The organism is Streptomyces sp. NPDC093064, assembly GCF_044754605.1.
In the GTDB taxonomy this organism is placed as follows: domain Bacteria; phylum Actinomycetota; class Actinomycetes; order Streptomycetales; family Streptomycetaceae; genus Streptomyces.
This window is the reverse complement of record NZ_JBIVPK010000013.1, coordinates 80,564-94,166: the sequence shown is the minus strand read 5'-3', so window position 1 is coordinate 94,166 and position 13,603 is coordinate 80,564. Positions and strand designations below refer to the sequence as shown.

The window sequence follows — 13,603 nt, the reverse complement described above, 5'->3', positions numbered from 1 at the left end:
AGTCCCAGCCCTGTACCGCCGTGCCGTCAGCCGTTCGTGACGGCCTGGATGGGCATGAACGAGCCTCCCGTCACGAACAGTCCGCTGCCGACCGGTCCGCCGCCGCTGTTCGCCGGCAGCCGGACGCCGAACAGCTCGCCGTCCGATGGGCTTTGGGGGGTGAGCAGCAAGCCGTTTCGGGACTTGCGGGCCTCTGTGACGAAGCCGCGGTACTGGCCCGCAAGGCTGTCCGTCATGCCGGCGGCGATGAGGCCGATGCCTCCGTCACCACCCTTGCGGACCACGCTCTCCAGGGCCTCGTCGAGCCGAGTGTCGTAGAGGAGTTCTGCGTCGTCGATGACGACGACGTACGGGCTTCCCTCGAGGTTCTCCACCAGTTCCTCGAGGTCTTCCTCGCGGCTGTCGGCGTTGAGGAATCCAAGGACACCTGCACTCTCCTGTAGATCACGCAGCGGCGAACGGCGCGGCGTGACGACGAGTACGCGAGTACCGGCCGCCAGGAGTGACTGGGTGGCGGCCATCAACAAGGTCGAACGGCCGGACTTCGGCGGGCCGGCGATGACGAACCCTGGACCGTTCTCCTCCAGGTCGATACCGACTGGGCGTAGTTCGTCGCCACCGACGCCCAGCAGTGCCCACAGTGGCGACGTGGGTGCGAAGTCGGGGTCCAAGGCCAGCGCCTCGGAGGCGGTAATCCGGGAAGGCAGCGCGTCTACCCGCATGGGGCGGTGCCCTACGGCCAAGCGGCCGTGGCGTGACGCGGCCTCCTCCGCGATGGCTCGCAATGCACGGACCTGGGCTTGGCCCGAGGGATCGTCGTCCAGTAGGGCGATCTGAGTCTCGTCGACACCGACATCGGTGACGCGCAGGGCACGGCCGGGTGGCATGTTCTTGGGCACTTCGCGAGCTTGGAGGCCAGCCGTGGAGTAGTCGTTCGGGTCGGCGAAACGCAGGACGAGCCGCTCGGCGAAGGCGGAGGAGACATGCCCGCTCAGGCCACTGCGGTCGGTGGTCATGACCACTTTCAGGCCCACCGCGGAGCCTTCACGGAAGATCCGCTGCATCAACTCGATCAGCTGACCGTAGTTGAAACTTTCAAAGGTGGAGGTGAAGCCTTCCCAGCTGTCGAGGAGCAGCACCATCCACGGGAGCCGGTCCTCGGGCGCCGCGGCTGCGCGCTGTTCCGCGGCGCTGGAGGCGCCCTCCATGGCAAGCAGTTGCTGACGCCTTGCGATCTCGGCCAGCAGCCGGTCGATCAGGCGTCGCACCCGGTCGGGCTCGTCGCGGCTGACCACGGCTCCGACGTGCGGCAGGCGCATCAACGGCAGCAGTGCGTTGGAACCGCAGTCGATGCCGTAGACGTGCACGTCGTACGGGGAGGTGGTGCGGGCCAGGGAGCCGGCCAGCGTGCGCAGGGCTGTCGAGCGGCCACAGCGTGCGCCGCCCACCAGCATCGTGTGCTCGCCGTGCACGAGGTCCAGGACCATGGGCCTACGGCTCTGCTGGGCCGGGAGGTCGATCAGGCCGAACGGAATGGGCGGCACATCGTCGCCGTGTCCCTCCTGAGTCGAAGGGGCCTTGCCGTATGTGGCCAGTTCTTCCAGCGTCACCTGCTGCGCCAGCGGCTCCAGCCACGGGCTGCGCTGCTCCCCGAAGCCCATCCGCAGCGCGCCGTCAGCCACAGCGTCGACGAGGACCGCCAAGTCGGTGACCATGGTGCCGTCGGCCTCGGACTCCGCCGGCTTCGGCAGCGGGCGGCCGTAGGCATTCCAGGGCAGTTGGAGCAGCGTCGCCTTGGGGCCGGTACGGCCCGTGGCGGGGCGGCGGCCACCGATACGCGCCGACTGCACGCCGACCAGGGACTGGGCGCCGGAGCGGACGTACATGCGTCCGGGGGTGGACTTTGCGATGGCGCCCGAGTCGGGGGCGTCGATGACGTCCATGGACTCCGACGCGTCCGTCACCCGCAGCGCGACCCGTAGGTTGGTGTTGGCACGGATGTCCGCGCTGACCACACCCGCAGGCCGCTGCGTGGCCAGGATCAGGTGCACACCGAGGGAACGGCCACGGCGGGCGATGTCGACAAGACCCACAACAAAGTCGGGGAGTTCGGCGACGAGCGAGGCGAACTCATCAATGACCAGGACGAGCCGAGGCATCGGCTCGAGCTCGGGGCGGATCTTGCGCGTGTCGTTGTAGTCCTCAATGTCCTTGGTGGCCGCGTCGAAAAGGATCTTCTCCCGGCGGTGCAGTTCGGCCGCGAGGGATGCCAGGGCCCGCTCGGTCAGGTGCGCGTCCAGATCACTGACCATGCCGACTGTGTGCGGCAGCCGGGCGCAGTCCATGAACGCGCTGCCGCCCTTGTAGTCGATGAGGACGTAGTTCAGGGCGTCGGGGCGGTTGGCGACGGCGAGCGAGGCGATGATCGTCTGCAAAAGCTCGGACTTACCAGCCCCCGTCGTACCCGCGACGAGTGCGTGCGGACCGTCTCGCCGGATGTCCAGGATGAACGGCCCGTCTGCCGCGATGCCGATGGGCGCGGCCGTCGTCGAGCCGCCCGTCTTCCAGATCCGCTCCACATCCATACCCGTGGGATCGGGCAGCCCCAGCAGACTCAGCAACCGGGCAGAGGTGGGCAGGGCACTGTTGGCGTCGTCACGGCTGACATCACGCACGGGCGCGAGGGACCGGGCGAGCAGTTCGCACCACTCCGGTGTGGCCTGGTCGGCCAGGACGTCCCCGACGGACTCCAGGCCGTACCCGCGCACCCTCACATGGTGCGCTGCCTCGGGTGACCAGGCCACGACAGCCTTGCACTCCTCAGGCAGCAGGCGCTCGTCCTCGTCGATGCAGAGAGCGAGGATGCCGTACTGCGGTCCCTCGGTCAGCAGTTGGGGCATTCCGGGTACCCGCCGCAGAAGTCGGGCTCCGTCGAGGACCAACAGGATGTTGGGGTCCGGGTACAGCTGACCCGTCATGTTGTTCTGCTCGCGGGCCGCCTTTCGTCGGGCCAGTTCGTTGAGGAGCTCGTTGACCCGACGGGTGATCCCCTCCGAGTCGAAACCGACCAACGCGACGCAGTCCTGCCCCTGATCCGGGTTGGTGTGGGGCAGCCAGTGCGTCCACTGCCATTCGGCTCCTGCGGCCGGGGTGGCGGCGAGCATCACGAGCGAGAGGTCCCGGGGGCTGTGAAGGACGGCGGCCTGCACGCCGAGCCACCGTGCCGTGGCGAGGGCTCGGGCCCGGTCGCCAGCGATGCCGACGACCCCGATCTGGGTGAAGGGGAGGGTGACCGGCACATCCGGCAGGATCGGAGGCTCCGGAGCATCCTCGCCGTACGACGTGCCGCCGTTCGCGAGGACGAGTTCGACGTCGGAGGGCAGGCTGCCGACTCCGACCCTCAGCTGCATCGCGTCCGGGTCCGTGAGCCGGCGCTCCCAGAGGCGGCGGCGCGGACCGGTGGCGAAGAGCAGGATCTCGGCCGGATCGGGGGTGTCCTTGCGTCGAGCGCGCTGCTCCTCCTTGCCCAGTACGGCCAGTTCGGCCTGGTGAGCGGCGAGATCCTTCTTGTACTGCTTGAGCGAGGTCTTGTGCTTCTTCTTGCCCTCACGGTTCTCGCTCAGCCACTGGCCCGCCATCATCAGCGGGCTCATGAGACAGAACGCCAGCATGTAGATCTGCTTGGTGACGAAGTACATGCCCAGCCCGAAGAGCAGGGGCATGAACGCCATGAGGAACTGGAAGCGTGCCCGCTCTCCCTTCGTGGGCGGCACTGGCACAACGAGCCGCCGTCGGGGGCGCAGTGAGGAGAGACGAGGGGGACGGTTGTAGGCGAGGCCGCCCTCGCTCATGGCGGACAGGTGTGCGTCGGGCTGAGCCACCTTGTCGAGGACCAAGAGCGAATCACCGATGCGTACGACGCCGCCAAGCGGCCAGGCGCTCCCGGCCTCCGTCGGTTCGTCGTCCAACCGGACCGCCGCACTGCCTTCAGGGCTCAGTGTGACGTTGCCCTGCACATCGATGGTCAACCGAAGCGCGACCGACGGCACAGCAGGATCCGGCAGGGAGAGCGAGCAGGTGGCCGCCGATCCGATGGTGGCCACACCGACGCCCAGTCGGATGACCCGACCTGACGCGGGGCCACCCGAGACCTTGAGTTCGTACTGACCAGTCGGCTCACCCCGGCGCAGGAGCGGGCCTATCGAGTCGTCGACGGAGACGCGCATGCCGTCGCGCAGCACGCTGAGGGCAGGGGCACCCTGTTCGCAGGGGACGCCATCCGCCCACAGCGGCAACGTCACGGAGGCCCCGGGGCCGTAGCCGAGCGAGGTGGCAAGGGGCCTGCCTGGCATCGGAACAACGTTTCCCTGGATGCCGGGAGGTGGGTGTTCTGGATGTTCGAGAGTCGCCCTCAACGCCTCCGCTACGTCTCCAGCGGTTGCCGTGTCGTCTGTCGTGATCACGACGTCATACGGCTCACCACCCTCGCGCACGACCGTGACCAGCACCCGCATGGCGGTCTTCCTCCCCGTTGGCCTCTGCGGCCACATTCCTTACCACAGTTGACTGCCGTGGATACTCCGGCTGCAGACACAGTAGTGACAGCGAGGGCGAGGCGGATCATGGGGCGCGGGCGGCTGCCTCTCGCGGACTCGCCGCTCTCCGCCGCTAGCCGACCTTCGACAGCCGTGCCACCGGATTCCCCTCCGCGGAGCTGTCCGCCGTGTACTTGAGGTCGTCGCCGACCTGGGTGAGGCGGACCGTGTGCGGGGCGGGGTTGCAGCCCGAGTGGTTGGTCTTGGCGCCCCTGGAGACGGCGACCAGTTGGGTGTTCGTCACCTGCTTCAGGGTGAGTACGTCGTCGCAGACGCCGCCGAGCTGGTCCGTCTGGTGGAGGGTGCCCAGTTCGCGGCCCACGGCGGCCTGGTGGACGGTCAGCCGGAAGTCGCCGAGGGGCAGGGTGCCGTCGAGGGCGGTGCCCTGGCCCTCCCAGGTGCCGAGGTAGCGGGCAGGGACGGGCGAGGCGGTGGCGCTCGGCCCGGTGGAGCGGTGGTCGTCGCCCGCGGTGGCGGCCGGTGTCGGTGTCCCGCCGGGGCCGGCGCCGGCGCTGTCGGCGCTGTCGTCCCGGAACGGGAACAGCCACAGCGAACCGACGGTCACCGCCGCCAGCGCGCCCGCGACCGCGAGGACCACAGTGCAGCTCAGGCGGCGGCCCCGGCCGTCGGCGCCGGGCGCCGCCTTGCCGGCCACGGTGACGGAGAACCTGCCGGGGCCGGCCGGCGCGGTGGTCCCCAGTGGGGGCGCGTCCTGCGGACCGGAGTGGGTAGGGGGCGCCGCGGCTCCCATGGCTGCGGCTCCCACGGCCGCGGCGCCCATGAGGGGTGGCGGGCCGAACCCGCCGCCGGGTACGGCTGCCGCTGGCCGCGGGGGCTCACCGGTGGCGACCGGGGCGGGGCCCGGCACCGAGACTCGGCTGAACCCCAGCGGACCGGACTCCGACGGGGGTGGCGGTTCCGCCGCCGTCGCCTCCAGGTTGAGCAGCGACACGGCGCTGCGGCTGACCTGTTCGACCAGACGGGACGGGAGCCAGCCGGCCGCGACCAGGCGGGAGGCGCCCTCGGGGGCGAGGCGGCGGGCCACCTCGCCGGGGCCGGGGCGGGCGCCGGGGTCCTTGGCCAGGCAGGCCGCCGCCAGGACCCGCAAGTCTCCCGACAGGGATCCCAGTTCGGGCTCCTCGTGGACCACTTTGTAGAGGAGCGCCGCCGAGGAGTCGCCCGGGAACGGGGGCTCGCCCGTCGCGGCGTGCACCAGCACCGCGCCCAGGGAGAAGACGTCGGCCGCGCCCGTGACGCCCTTGCCGAGGATCTGCTCGGGCGACATGTAGCCGGGCGAGCCGACCGAGACGCCGGTCGAGGTCAGGGAAGCGGTGCCGTCGGTGGCGCGGGCGATGCCGAAGTCGATCAGCAGCGGGCCGTCGAGGGTGAGCAGCACGTTGGACGGCTTCACGTCCCGGTGCACCAGGCCCAGTTCGTGCACCGCCGCCAGCGCCTCGGCCAGGCCGGCCCCCAGCACCCGTACGGAGTGCTCGGGCAGCGGGCCGGCGTCCGCGATCGCCGCGGCAAGGGAGGGGCCTGCCGCGTAGGCGGTGGCCACCCACGGCACCGGCGCCTCGGGGTCGGCGTCCAGGACCGGTGCGGTCCAGGCGCCGCCCACCCGGCGCGCGGCCTCGACCTCGCGGCGGAACCGGGCGCGGAACTCCTCGTCGAGCGCGAAGTGCGGGTGCACGATCTTCACCGCGACGGTGCGGCCGCCCGCGCTGCGGCCCAGGTAGACACGGCCCATGCCGCCGGAGCCCAGCCGGCCGAGCAGCCGGTAGGGACCCACGGTGGCGGGCTCGTCTGCTTCGAGCGGCTGCATGGCGTCCTCTCCCTCCCCCGTACGCCTCACAGCAGGGTAGTGCGCTACGGCCGCAGCAGCTCCACCTTCACGTCCGCCGGGAAGCCGGTCGTCGGGCCGACGCGCCGCGCGAACTCGGCCACCGCGGCGAGCTGCGGGCCGCCGAAGCTGAAGTCGAGGGTGGTGAAGTACCGCTCCAGGACCTCCTGGTCGAACGCCTCCCAGCGGGCCGCCTGTTCGGCGACCTTGGCGACCTCCTCCAGGGACAGGTTGCGGGAGGCCAGGAAGGCCTCGTGCACCTTGCCGGTGATGTCCGGCTCGCGCTCGAGGTAGTCGCGCCGCGCCGCCCAGATCGCGAAGACGAACGGCAGTCCCGTCCACTCCTTCCACAGCTGCCCGAGGTCGTGCACCTCGAGCCCGTAGCGCGGGCCGTCGTGGAGGTTGGCGCGCAGGGCGGCGTCGCCGATGAGCACCGCCGCCTCCGCCTCCTGCATCATCAGGCTGAGGTCGGGCGGGCAGGTGTAGTAGTCGGGGGCCACCCCGTACCGCTCGGCCAGCAGCAGCTGGGCGAGGCGGACGGAGGTCCGGGAGGTCGACCCGAGGGCGACCCGGGCGCCGTCGAGCCGGTCCAGCGGCACCTGCGAGACGATCACGCACGACATCACCGGGCCGTCGCAGCCGACGGCGATGTCGGGGAAGGCGACCAGGTCGTCCGCGTGCTTGAGGAACTCGACGAGGGTGATCGGCCCGATGTCGAGTTCTCCCCGCACGAGCCGCTCGCTGAGCTTCTCCGGGGTGTCCTTCGTCAGCTCGAAGTCGAGGAGCGTGCCGGTTCTCGCGAGCCCCCAGTACAGGGGCAGGCAGTTGAGGAACTGGATGTGGCCGACGCGCGGCCGGGTGCGAGAATTGTCCACATCGTGAGGCTAGACCCTGCGCGGCGCCGTCCCCCGGCCGCCCCTGCCGCCGCCCCCGAGGACCCCGATTGGCGGAGTCTCTGCCATCCTTCTGTGAGGCCCCGTCGATCTCGCTGCGTCAACCTCTCACCCGAACCTTCAAACATCCGGGTGAAGTGATCTTGACCTCTATTGCATTCGGCTGCCCACATGCTAGGCTCGCCAGCAAGTTGCAGTTTGGTTTCCCTTGCAGTACAGAGCCTGCGGAGCATGTGACCGCGGGCTCTGGTCGTTTTCAGACGTATGCAGTTGTGCGGCGATTTCGTTATCACACTTGCAGGTTCTGGAGCAGGGCGACCCTTTGAGCCCAGGGAGGGCTTATGGCTACCGGAACCGTGAAGTGGTTCAACGCCGAAAAGGGCTTTGGTTTCATCGCCCAGGAAGGCGGCGGCCCCGACGTCTTCGTCCACTACTCCGCAATCAACGCGACCGGTTTCCGCTCCCTCGAAGAGAACCAGCAGGTGAGCTTCGACGTCACCCAGGGTCCGAAGGGCCCGCAGGCGGAGAACGTCACCCCGGTCTGAGCGTTCGCGCGCAGTAATCCGATTTGAGTGCAGTACCCAAGGAGCCCCGCGCCGTCCGGCGAAGGGGCTCCTGCCTTTCCCTGGCCGGGGCGGCCGAACCCCGGACATACCGCCCGGTGAATTCCCGGCGAACTCTTTCCGAGGCATCACCGGCCTTCCCGGAAATGAATGCCGCGCCGCCCGGAGATGACCGGAGCGAGGCAAAGGCCGCGGCCATGAGGGGGCGCCGCGGCGGTTCGCACCATTGCGGACGCTACGCGTACAACCCCTCCACCTCTTGTGCGAAGTCACGCAGGATCGCCTCCCGGCGGAGCTTCATCGTCGGGGTCAGGTGGCCCGCCGATTCCGTGAAGTCCACCGGGAGGACGGCGAAGCGGCGGATGGACTCCGGGCGGGAGACCAGTTTGTTCGCCTCGTTCACGGCGCGTTGCAGCACCGCCGCCAACTCGAGGTCGTCGACGAGGAGTTTGGCGGGCACGGGGTGCTTGCCGTTCATCTGCCGCCAGTGGGTGATGCCTTCGGGGTCCAGGGTGATCAGGGCGGAGACGTAGGGGCGACGGTCGCCCAGCACCATGCACTGGGAGATCAGCGGGTGGGCCCGGAGCCAGTTCTCCAGAGGGCCCGGGGCGACGTTCTTGCCGCCCGCGGTGATCAGGATCTCCTTCTTCCGGCCCGTGATCGTCAGGTAGCCGTCGTCGTCCAGGCGGCCGATGTCGCCCGTCGGGAACCAGCCGTCGTGCGTCGCCGGCACCACCCCGCCCGCGTGCGGGTTCCAGTAGCCGCGCAGGACCTGGCCCCCGGCCAGCAGCACCTCGCCGTCCGCCGCGATGCGCACCCGCGTGCCCGGCAGCGGCCAGCCGACCGTGCCCAGGCGGGGTTTCTGCGGAGGCGTCACCGTGGCCGCGCCCGTCGACTCGGTCAGGCCGTAGCCCTCGTAGACCTCGACGCCGGCGCCCTCGTAGAACGCGGCCAGGCGGCGGCCCAGCGGGGAGCCGCCGCAGATGAGATAGCGCAGGCGGCCGCCGAGGGCGGCCCGGATACGGCGGTAGAGGAGGGCGTCGTAGAAGGCGCGGGCCGTCCTCAGGGCGCGGCTGGGGCCGGGGCCCGTACCGTGCCGGCGGGCCTCGGCCGCCTCGCCGTAGCGGCGGGCCACGTCGGCCGCGCGGTCGAAGGACGACGCCCGGCCGCCGCGCTCGGCGGTGGCGCGCGCGTTGTTATAGACCTTCTCCAGCATGTACGGGATGGCCAGCAGGAACGTCGGCCGGAAGCTCGCCAGGTCCTCCAGCAGGTCCTCCGACTTCAGGCTCGGCGCGTGGCCCAGCCGGACGCCCGCGCGGACGCAGGCGACCGCGACCATGCGGCCGAAGACGTGGGAGAGGGGCAGGAAGAGCAGCGTCGCGGCCTCCTCCGACGTCCTCGCCTTGAAGGCCGGGTAGAGGACCTCGATGGCGTTGTCGACCTCCGCGAGGAAGTTGCCGTGGCTCAGCGCGCAGCCCTTGGGGTGGCCGGTCGTGCCCGAGGTGTAGACCAGGGTGGCGAGCGTGTCGGGCCCTAGGACGCCCCGGCGCACGGCGACCTCCTGGTCCGGGACGTCCGCGCCGCTCTCCGCCAGGCGGTCGAGGTGGCCCTTCTCCATGACCCACACATGGCGCAGGTCCATCAGGCGCTCGCGTTCCGGGCCGAGGGCCGCCGCCTGCCGGGCCTTCTCCGTCACCAGGGCGACCGCGCCGGAGTCCTGGAGGATCCAGCGGGTCTGGAAGACGGAGGACGTGGGGTAGACGGGGACCGTGACCAGACCGGCGGCCCAGGTGGCGAAGTCCAGGAGGGTCCACTCGTACCTCGTGCGCGCCATGACCGCGATCCGGTCGCCCGGCACGAGGCCCTCCGCGATCAGGCCCTTGGCCATCGCCAGTACCTGGTCGGCGAACTGCGCGGCGGTCAGATGCGTCCACCCGCCGTCGGCGTCCCGGCGGCTGACGACCTGGCGGCCGGGGTCGGCGGCCGCGTTCTCGAACGGCAGGTCGGCCAGTGAGCCGTGCGTCACCGGCGGCACCAGCGGGGGGACGTACGCCTCGCGCACCTCGCCGTCCAGCCGGCGGGTCTGCGGCGGAACGAACGCCGGGACCGCGTCGAGGTCGTAGTCGAACCCCGTGGCGGGCGAAGGGGCCGGACCGTGGGACGACGGGGACGAGTACGAGAGAGGCATGGCGGCTCCTGGGGCTTGCGGCTGCGCGCTGCTCTGCTGCACGTGGTACGCGCCGCGCTTACCGAGTCGTTCACCGGTGGTGCGCGCTCTTGGGGTGTTACCGCCGGTTGCAAACGCGATCGTACGGGGCTGGGATGGGGAGTTCGTGCGGGTTCGGGAAGGGTCCGGAGACGGTCCGGGGCAGGGCTGCGTACTCCCCGGTCTCCGGATGCCCGCGCCCCGGCACAGACTTACCTCCGGCAACCTGGCTTTCGGATGAGTGAGGTGAGCCCGTGGGGAGAGGGGACTTGGCCGACCGCTTCACGGGCTTCGCCCGCACCGCGTCCGCGTCGGACCTCCGCCTGGCGACGGCTCTGGCCCGCGGCGCTCTGCGCTCCCCCTTCAAAAGGCCCCGCCCGGACGCCTCCTTCCCCCGCACCCGGCTCGTGCTGCCCTCCGTCCGCGTCGACCTCGCGCGGCTGGCCGCCTACGAGCGGGTGTGCGGCTTCGCGACCGGCGACGACGCGCTGCCGATCACCTATCCGCACGTGCTCGGCTTCCCGGCGGCCATGAGCCTGATGAGCGGCGGGGACTTCCCGCTGTCGCTGCTCGGGCTGGTGCACACCTCGGTCGGCATCACCCGGCACACCACCCTGCCCGCCACGGGCGTGTACGAACTGACCGTGCACGTCGCCGGGTTGGTGCCGCACCGGCGCGGCACCGAGACCGCCGTCGTCACCGTGCTGAGGGCGGCGGGCGGAGACGTCGTATGGGAGTCGACGAGCACGTACCTGGCCCGCCACCGCACCGACGGGCCCGCGCCCGAGCCCGCGCGGCGGGAACACGCACCCCTGCCCGCCGTCGCCGAGTGGCGCCTCGGACCGGACGTGGGGCGGCGCTACGCGGCCGCCTCCGGGGACCGCAACCCGATCCACCTCCACCCGTTCACCGCCCGCCTGTTCGGCTTCCCGCGGGCGATCGCACACGGCATGTGGACCGTCGCCCGCTGCCTCGCCGCCCACGGCACCCCCGAAGCCGCCCTGGTCCGGGCGGAGTTCAGATCCCCGGCGCTGCTGCCAAGCGCGGTCGTCCACGCCGCCGACGGCATCGGCCGCTTCGAGTTGCGCGATCCCGCCGGACAGCGGGTCCATCTGAGGGGCGAGGTGCTTCCGCCGCTCACGTGAGGGCGGTCGGCGCGGTGAGATCGTCGGCGGGCGGGGTCCACGGCCGCTCCTCCATGAGGTCGCCCAGGCCCGCCCACGCGAAGTTCATCAGGGTCGCCGCCGCCTGGCGGGCCGAGACGCCCGGGGTGGCGTTGGCCCAGTCGGCGAGGGACTCGGCGGCGCCGACCAGGGCCTCGGCGAGCCCGGCGACCTCGCGCTCCGGCAGACCGGGGTCGCGGTGGGCCTCACGGGCGGCGACGAGGATCAGCTGGGTGACGAACTCCACGATCTCCGCGCGCATCGCGGCGATCTCGGCCGCGAACGGCTCCCCGTGCGTACGGGCCTGCAAGTGGAGCACCGCCCAGCCCTCCGGGTGCCGCGCGGTGTGCGTGAAGAACGCCCGCAGCCCTTCCCAGAGTTGACGGTCGGCGGGCAGCCCCGGGCGGACTCCGGCACGGACCGCCTCGGTCAGGGCGGCGGCCTCGCGGCGGATGCAGGCGGTGAAGAGGTCTTCCTTGGAGTTCAGGTACAGATAGACCAACGGCTTGGAGACACCCGCCAGTTCGGCCATCTCGTCCATCGACGCGGCGGTGTAGCCGCGCCGCCCGAAGATCTGGACGGCGGCGTCGAGCATCTGCTGCTCGCGCACCGCTCTCGGCATCCGCCTGGTCCTCACGGCACCCATGGGGGCAAGCCTACGGTTCGGGCACCGGCCCTGCGGTCGCGCGGACGCCGCACCGAACGGATCAGGACGTCAGGACGCCTGCCCCTGAGCCTGCTCCCGGGGCTGCGCCTGGGCCCGCGCCCGGTCGTCGGCGAGGTCCTCCTGGCCCGCGTTGGCCTCGAAGCCCGCCTTCATGCGGTCCACCCGCGCGGCCACCTGCACCGACGCCCGGTCCCGCTCCTTGCGCAGGACGACGAAGCTGATCGGGGCCGAGATCAACAGGGCGAGCGTGGCGATCCACAGCCCGTTGGAGCTGCCGAGGCCGCGCGGGGCGATACCGGAGTAGACGAGGCCCCAGACGACCACGAGGCAGCCCACGAAGATCCCGAGGCGCATCAGTGTGTAGCGGAGCATCTCAATCCACTCTTCCGTTCCGAAGGTTCCCAAAGGGGCACCGTCCAGTGAAGCACGCCGGGCGCCGGACCACGCAGGGGGGTGCCAAGGACCGGTAAAGCCTCAGGCCAGTGGCAGGAGCATGATCACGTCGTCCCGGTCGTCGCCCGGCTCCACCCGGATGGCGCCGGGCACCCGCCCGACCTCCTTGTAGCCGCAGGAGGCGTAGAACCGCTCCAGGCCGAGCCCGCCCCGGCAGGTGAGCCGGATCGCGTCGATGCCCGGGAAGCCGCGGGCCGCGTCCGCGGCGGCCTCCAGCAGGTCCCGTCCGTAGCCCCGGCCCTGGTGGCGCGGGTGCACCATCATCGTGTAGAGCCAGAGCCAGTGCGTCATCAGCGGGTGGGTGTTGAAGGTCAGGAAGACGGTGGCGGCGACCCGCCCCTCCTCGTCGTGGCCGACCAGGAGCCGGGAGCGGCCCTCCGCCAGCGCCACGAAATGCCGCACCACCTCCGGGCGTATCTCCTCCCGCCTCGCGGGCGGCACGAAGCCGACCGCTCCGCCGGCGTTCGTGACATCGGCCCACAGGTCGAGGATGCCGTCGCGCAGAGCGGCGTCGATGGCGGGATCAAGAGTGAAAGTAAGGGGCATTGAGCGATAGTATCTATTACATCAGGATGCGCGCAGCCACTTTCAGGTCGGAGACCAGCCCCCGGTACGCGGCCTCCCGGTCGTCCGCGCGCAGCACCGACGAGGGGTGCACGGTCGGCACCAGCCGCTCCCGGCGCCCGTGGATCTCCTCCTCCAGCACCGTCCCGCGCACCTCGGTCACCCGGAACGACGAGCCCAGCAGCGCCTTGCCGGCCGTCGCGCCCAGGACCACGATCAGCTCGGGCTCCACGAGCCCGAGCTCGGCCGCCAGCCAGGGCGCGCACGCCGCCGTCTCGCGCAGGCTCGGCGCCTTGTGGATACGGCGCTTGCCGGGCCCGGACCGGGTGAACTTGAAGTGCTTGACCGCATTGGTGACATACGTCTCGCCCGGGTCGATGCCCGCCTCGGCCAGCGCCCGGTCCAGCAGCTTCCCGGCGGGCCCGACGAACGGCCGGCCCCGCCGGTCCTCCTGGTCCCCGGGCTGCTCGCCGACGAGCATGACCCGGGCGCCGGTGCCCCCGGCGCCGAACACGGTCTGCGTGGCGTCCCGGTGCAGCGGGCAGCCCCGGCAGCCCGCGGCCGCCTCGCGCAGGGCGGCCAGGTCGGCGTGCTCAGGGACGAAGGGCGCGGCGGTGTAGGCGTCCTCGGGCGCCTTCGCGGTGGCCATGCCGGGCGGG

The 13,603-nt window shown here is 71.3% G+C and carries 10 protein-coding genes; 2 read left to right on the top strand and 8 right to left on the bottom strand.

Features of this window, described 5'->3' with window-relative positions; all coding sequences use genetic code 11:
* Positions 1-26: 26 nt before the first annotated feature.
* The 3 genes from ACIQFZ_RS18055 to ACIQFZ_RS18045 form a co-directional block, all read right to left on the bottom strand.
* Positions 27-4,514: an FtsK/SpoIIIE domain-containing protein gene (locus ACIQFZ_RS18055; RefSeq protein WP_402691646.1), complete on the bottom strand. Its 4,488-nt coding sequence runs from the start codon at positions 4,512-4,514 to the stop codon at positions 27-29.
* A 154-nt stretch (positions 4,515-4,668) separates the two neighbouring features.
* On the bottom strand, positions 4,669-6,417 hold the full coding sequence (locus tag ACIQFZ_RS18050) for a serine/threonine-protein kinase (protein ID WP_402691645.1): 1,749 nt from the start codon (positions 6,415-6,417) through the stop codon (positions 4,669-4,671).
* Between the two features lie 44 nt (positions 6,418-6,461).
* Positions 6,462-7,310, bottom strand: coding sequence for a menaquinone biosynthesis protein (locus tag ACIQFZ_RS18045; RefSeq protein ID WP_365416555.1), 849 nt, complete (start codon positions 7,308-7,310; stop codon positions 6,462-6,464).
* Between the two features lie 359 nt (positions 7,311-7,669).
* Here ACIQFZ_RS18045 and ACIQFZ_RS18040 point away from each other — a divergent pair, with 359 nt between their 5' ends.
* Entirely contained in the window at positions 7,670-7,873 is a 204-nt protein-coding gene (locus ACIQFZ_RS18040) for a cold-shock protein (protein WP_004984723.1), read from the top strand.
* 253 nt (positions 7,874-8,126) lie between these two features.
* Here ACIQFZ_RS18040 and ACIQFZ_RS18035 read toward each other — a convergent pair whose 3' ends face one another.
* Complete coding sequence (locus ACIQFZ_RS18035) at positions 8,127-10,079, bottom strand: AMP-dependent synthetase/ligase (RefSeq protein ID WP_402691644.1); 1,953 nt, start codon at positions 10,077-10,079, stop codon at positions 8,127-8,129.
* A gap of 287 nt (positions 10,080-10,366) precedes the next feature.
* Between ACIQFZ_RS18035 and ACIQFZ_RS18030 the strand changes: the two genes are divergently transcribed.
* A complete protein-coding gene (locus ACIQFZ_RS18030) occupies positions 10,367-11,242 on the top strand; it encodes a MaoC family dehydratase (RefSeq protein ID WP_402691643.1) in 876 nt (291 codons plus the stop codon).
* Here the strand turns inward: ACIQFZ_RS18030 and ACIQFZ_RS18025 are convergent.
* From ACIQFZ_RS18025 to ACIQFZ_RS18010, 4 genes are all read right to left on the bottom strand, one after another.
* Entirely contained in the window at positions 11,235-11,906 is a 672-nt protein-coding gene (locus ACIQFZ_RS18025) for a TetR/AcrR family transcriptional regulator (RefSeq protein WP_402691642.1), read from the bottom strand. The genes ACIQFZ_RS18030 and ACIQFZ_RS18025 overlap by 8 nt on opposite strands.
* A 69-nt stretch (positions 11,907-11,975) precedes the next feature.
* Positions 11,976-12,299, bottom strand: coding sequence for a DUF4229 domain-containing protein (locus tag ACIQFZ_RS18020; RefSeq protein ID WP_402691641.1), 324 nt, complete (start codon positions 12,297-12,299; stop codon positions 11,976-11,978).
* 102 nt (positions 12,300-12,401) lie between these two features.
* A complete protein-coding gene (locus tag ACIQFZ_RS18015; RefSeq protein WP_402691640.1) occupies positions 12,402-12,926 on the bottom strand; it encodes a GNAT family N-acetyltransferase in 525 nt (174 codons plus the stop codon).
* Between the two features lie 16 nt (positions 12,927-12,942).
* Positions 12,943-13,593: a UdgX family uracil-DNA binding protein gene (locus ACIQFZ_RS18010; RefSeq protein WP_365416546.1), complete on the bottom strand. Its 651-nt coding sequence runs from the start codon at positions 13,591-13,593 to the stop codon at positions 12,943-12,945.
* Between the last annotated feature and the right edge of the window lie 10 nt (positions 13,594-13,603).